General features: G+C 39.8%; 4 protein-coding genes and 1 other annotated feature. All 4 genes read right to left on the reverse strand.

Annotated elements, in window-relative coordinates; translation table 11 throughout:
- Positions 1-512 precede the first annotated feature (512 nt).
- The 4 genes from B808_RS00210 to B808_RS00225 all read right to left on the reverse strand — a co-directional run bounded on the left by B808_RS00210 (position 513) and on the right by B808_RS00225 (position 4,293).
- A complete protein-coding gene (locus B808_RS00210) occupies positions 513-1,370 on the reverse strand; it encodes a methylenetetrahydrofolate reductase (protein ID WP_009166387.1) in 858 nt (285 codons plus the stop codon).
- A gap of 102 nt (positions 1,371-1,472) precedes the next feature.
- On the reverse strand, positions 1,473-2,177 hold the full coding sequence (locus tag B808_RS00215; RefSeq protein ID WP_009166386.1) for a methionine ABC transporter permease: 705 nt from the start codon (positions 2,175-2,177) through the stop codon (positions 1,473-1,475).
- Positions 2,174-3,232, reverse strand: a complete 1,059-nt coding sequence (locus B808_RS00220) for a methionine ABC transporter ATP-binding protein (protein ID WP_009166385.1) — start codon at positions 3,230-3,232, stop codon at positions 2,174-2,176. The genes B808_RS00215 and B808_RS00220 overlap by 4 nt, the downstream gene beginning before the upstream one ends.
- 212 nt (positions 3,233-3,444) lie before the next feature.
- A complete protein-coding gene (locus B808_RS00225; protein ID WP_009166384.1) occupies positions 3,445-4,293 on the reverse strand; it encodes a MetQ/NlpA family ABC transporter substrate-binding protein in 849 nt (282 codons plus the stop codon).
- A 67-nt stretch (positions 4,294-4,360) separates the two neighbouring features.
- Positions 4,361-4,619 (reverse strand) — a binding site (T-box leader).
- Positions 4,620-4,721 lie beyond the last annotated feature (102 nt).

The following is a 4,721-nucleotide window of genomic DNA, read 5'->3' on the forward strand; positions in this document are numbered from 1 at the left end:
TTATGCTAATATCGATCATAATCCAATGGGTGATTGATGAGAGTTGCTATGTCAATGAAGATAAAAAAATGGATTTTGATACCGTGCTCGATAAAGATCTCAATACCGGAAAGATTTATTATGGTGGTGGATTCATGTCAACGAAGTTAGATAAGTTCCTTGACACCAAGTAAGATAGTGAACGCTATAAAAGAAAGTTCAAAAGTGCTCCTAATGCTCATCTTAGATGGAATAATTATTGCTTATGGTAGTTATCGTATTTACATGATAAAAATTGTTATGGATAACTGTGATAAATCTAAATTTTCTTGACTAACTGTAACTATTATATGTCAGCAGTCGATTCAAAATTTTATCCTCCGTAACTGCTTCTTTGTTCATTTTTAAAATGGAGCAATCAATATATCACTCTCCAAGCTTGTTGTCATTAATTTAAAAACCCAGTGCTACTAAGGATAGTAGCGCTGGGTTTTTCTCTAAATCTTAGAGGATCTTTAGCCAAAATAACTTAATCACTTTGATTTGTTGAACCAGGCCTGGGTCTTCTGGTAAATTTTTTGGGTTACTTCTAAGTTATTCATGGTGTATAAATGAATCCCATCCACGCCCCTTGCTAGCAAATCCTTGATTTGGTTAACCGCATAGTCAATTCCCACGGCTTGCACCGCCGCGGGATCATTAGCAACATCTGCCAACTGATCATTCAGCTGATCCGGGAGTGACCCTCCTGCCAACTGTTTCAATCGGCTTTTTTGTTGCAGACTAGTTACCGGGAAAATCCCTGCTAGAATCGGAACACCGATGCCAATGGAACGAACTCGCCGTTGCCAGGCAAAGAAAACTTCATTATCAAAAAATAGTTGTGTAATTAAGCGCGTCATCCCACTGCTGAGCTTCGCTTGCAGCAGGTGTAAATCATCAGGAAGCTCAGTGGGCGGCATGTGGTATAAATGAGGATAGCAGGCTCCACTGATATCAAAACCACCGACCCGACGGATAAAAGCGGCCAAGTTAGCAGCAGTCGTGAAATTCTGCTGCTCTGCATTTTTAAAAACTTCATCACCTCGAATGGTCAAGACATGTCGAAGTTCTGCTGCTCGCAGTTTTTCAAGGTACGGTTTTAACGTTGTCGGACTCCAGGTTTGCCCAGCAATGTGAACCAGTGCTGGAATTTGCAAGTCCTGCTGAACGGCAGTAGCCAGTTCAAAGCCAGCCCCATAAGCCCGCTCAACTCCACCATGAGCAGTAATCGAAATAAAATCTGGTTGTAACGCTCCCCAACTAGGCAAAGACTGCAGCAACGCTTGTTGCTCACTATTTCCCCCAAGTGGCGTTAACTCTAGCGAAAAGCTTGGTTGATGCTCAGCCATCACAATTTGCTCCTCAATAATTAGATTTTTAGGCGAAAACCCCACTGGCAGAGCGAACCTACCAGCGGGGTTTAACTGTTGCTGTAAAATTGAGACGTTCACTTAATTTGTTTGCGTATGATTAACCCATTTAGCCCACAAATCACCAACTACTTGAATTAGCAAGACCAGGATCACTACGAGGATTGTTGCGACCAGCGTAACATCATTAGCAAACCGATTGTATCCGTAAGAAATGGCCATGTTCCCCAAGCCCCCGGCTCCAATCGCACCCGCCATTGCCGTTAACCCAACTAAGCTAATCAAAGTCACCGTTGAAACACGAATCAATTCGGGAAAGGCTTCACTTAAATAAACCTCTGAAATAATATCCCAATTAGTTGAACCAAGGGCCTGTGCAGATTCAATGGTGCTGTGATTGACACTTTGCAGTGCCACTTGCACTTGACGAGCATAGAATGGGAAGACCCCTACTGAAAGGGGAACTAATGCTGCCGTTGTCCCAATCTGGGTGCCAACAATCTTTTGTGTGACCGGTGCGATAAAGGCCAGCAAGATAATAAACGGAACGGCTCGAAATAACGAGACAATCTTATCAAAGACATTAAAAATTGCTCGATTAGGTAAGATGCCATCCGTATCGAATAAAACTAAGCAGACTCCAAAAATCAGTCCAAATAATCCGCCAAAGATTGCTGACCAGAAAGTCATAAAGAGGGTTTGAGTAATGGATGTCCACCATCCCGTTTCTCCACCCCATCCTTGTTGAACTACATTGGGAAAATTTGTTATGAACCACGTTTTCATACGGCTGCACCTCGCAATTCTGTTGTCTCAATATCTAACTGCTGTAAATAATCCAGAGCTTGTTGTGTTTGAGCTTCATTTCCATTTAATTCAACAATCATGGTACCCACAAGTTGTTGCTTAAACTCCTCAATGTCCGCATATACGATGTTAGCAGCAACATTGAAGCGGGAATATAGCTCCACAATAATCGGTTCTGAAATCTGACCTGAATAATAAATTAACTGCACTAATTTCCGATTACTCCAATCGATTTGAAGTGAATTCAAGATGGCCTTTGCATCAAAATCATTACCAACAATTCGATGGGTAACTGGATTTTCTGATTTAACAAAAACATCTAATAGACTACCAGAATCAACAACTTTACCGCTGTCCATGATTACCACCTGGTCACAAATCCGCTTAATTGCTTCCATTTCATGAGTAATCAGAATCACCGTTAATTGATATTTTTGATTGAGTTCTTGTAAAAGATCTAAAATTTGATTAGTATTTTCCGGATCAAGTGCTGAAGTAGCCTCATCTGAAATTAAGATTTGAGGATCATTGGCTAAAGCTCGTGCAATGGCAACCCGTTGCTGCTGTCCACCTGATAACTGGGCTGGATAATACTTTGCTAGTTTACTCAAACCAACATCTTCCAGCAGTTCAGCTGCTTTCTGCGTGACCTCCTTTGCTTTCAAGTCACTATGCTTCAGAGCAAATTCAACGTTTTGAATCACCGTTTTTTCATTTAATAAATTGTAATGTTGAAAGACCATCCCAATTTTTCGCCGCTGTTGTCGTAATTTTTTGGCACCAATTGCTGGATGTTTAGCGTCATCAGCATCAAAAAAGATTTCGCCTAATACTGAAATTCGACCGGCAGTTGGCTGCTGCAATAAATTAATCGTTCGCACCAACGTCGACTTCCCCGCTCCAGAATAACCAGCAATTCCAAAAATTTGTCCGGTTGGAATACCAAATGAAACATCCGAAACGGCATGAACATCCTTATGATTTTGCTGAAAAGTCACAGAAACGTGATTAAATTCAACGATATTTTTTACCATGGGATTGATCCTTTCTTATTACTCGATTGCGTTAAAATAAACTATAATTTCACAACTTGCTAACACGCCTTTGGTAAGGGCTTTAAATTATTAAATAGCAGACCCAAGCGCTTCAAGAACTCTCCAACGTGTCTGGTAAAGATAAGTCAACCTTACCACACTAGCCTGTAATTCAGTGAAATTTTTTAGTTCATCAGCGGGATAACATCATGCTAATTAAATTTTCGATTCCAAGCTGATAACTCTAGTTTGCCGTAGTGCTGATTAATGAGGCGTTCGGTTTTCCTGGTCTGAAACGCTTTAACAACCTGTTTTAGCTCTTTTTTATTTTTATCAGCTTTGTTTGCAGCAATCAGATTAACCCATGGTCGAGATTCTTTGTTAGCTGGTTCGACAAAAATACTTTTTTTGATATCTAAATTAGCTGTTTGTGCATAATTAGTATTTACAATGGCAGCAGCCACATCATTTAATGAGCGTGCCGTTTGCGAAGCATCAACTTCCTTAATATCTAAATTTTTCCGGTTGGCAGTGATGTCCTTGACCGTCAATAGTCCTTTCGATCCTGCATCCAATTTAATCAAACCAGCATCTTTTAAAACAATGAGCGCTCGACTTTCATTCGTTGCATCATTTGGAATCGTAATTTGAGCCCCATCCGGAATTTCCTTTACATCGCGATACTTGTTTGAATATAACCGGATAGGTGTAATTACTGTATCACCGATGGAGGTGATATCAGTTTTATGTTTATCATTCCAGTCTTTTAAAAAGGCATAGTGCTGAAAAGAATTAATATCAATCGAGTGTTGTGCCAGGGCTGTATTTGGCTGGGTATAGTCAGTGAAATGCACAAATTGCAATTTAATATGGTATTTTTCATGAGCCGTTTTAGCCACCGATTGCCAAATCTCATCATCTGCTTTCGACCCTGTCATTAGTCCTACCTTGACAACTTTTTCACTTTGATTCCCACTCTTAGGACCAAAACTAAGCCAACCAATTCCGCCAATTACCAGCAAACCAATTATTACAATCGTTAATTTCTTAAATCGATTCATTATTTTCACCTCATCTGATTAGTTTTTTACCGCCAAATTTAAATAAACAAAAAGAGCATTCGTCCAAGCTAAGGACGAATGCTCTCGTGGTACCACCTCAATTTACAAATAGTCAATGGCTATTTGCCTCAAAAACTGCTCCAATTGACGCGTCTCGATTAGAACAGCTTTGCTAAGATATCGGTAGCAACCCCGCCATTAGCTTGTCGAAACTCACTAATGATTGATCTAGAACCCATCTTCTTTGTTTGCCTTTTATCTCTTTCGCACCAATCAGAGACTCTCTTGAAAATTTCAACAAATACTCAGTTCCTCAATTTGTTTATTTAATTATGTATTATACTAACTAGCTGTAAGGGTCATGTCAATCATTTTTTAAAAAAAATTTAAACATTCCTAATTTTGTATACAAAAAAGGCCCCAGTCAA

Source organism: Fructilactobacillus florum 8D (assembly GCF_000512295.1).
Classification (GTDB): domain Bacteria; phylum Bacillota; class Bacilli; order Lactobacillales; family Lactobacillaceae; genus Fructilactobacillus; species Fructilactobacillus florum.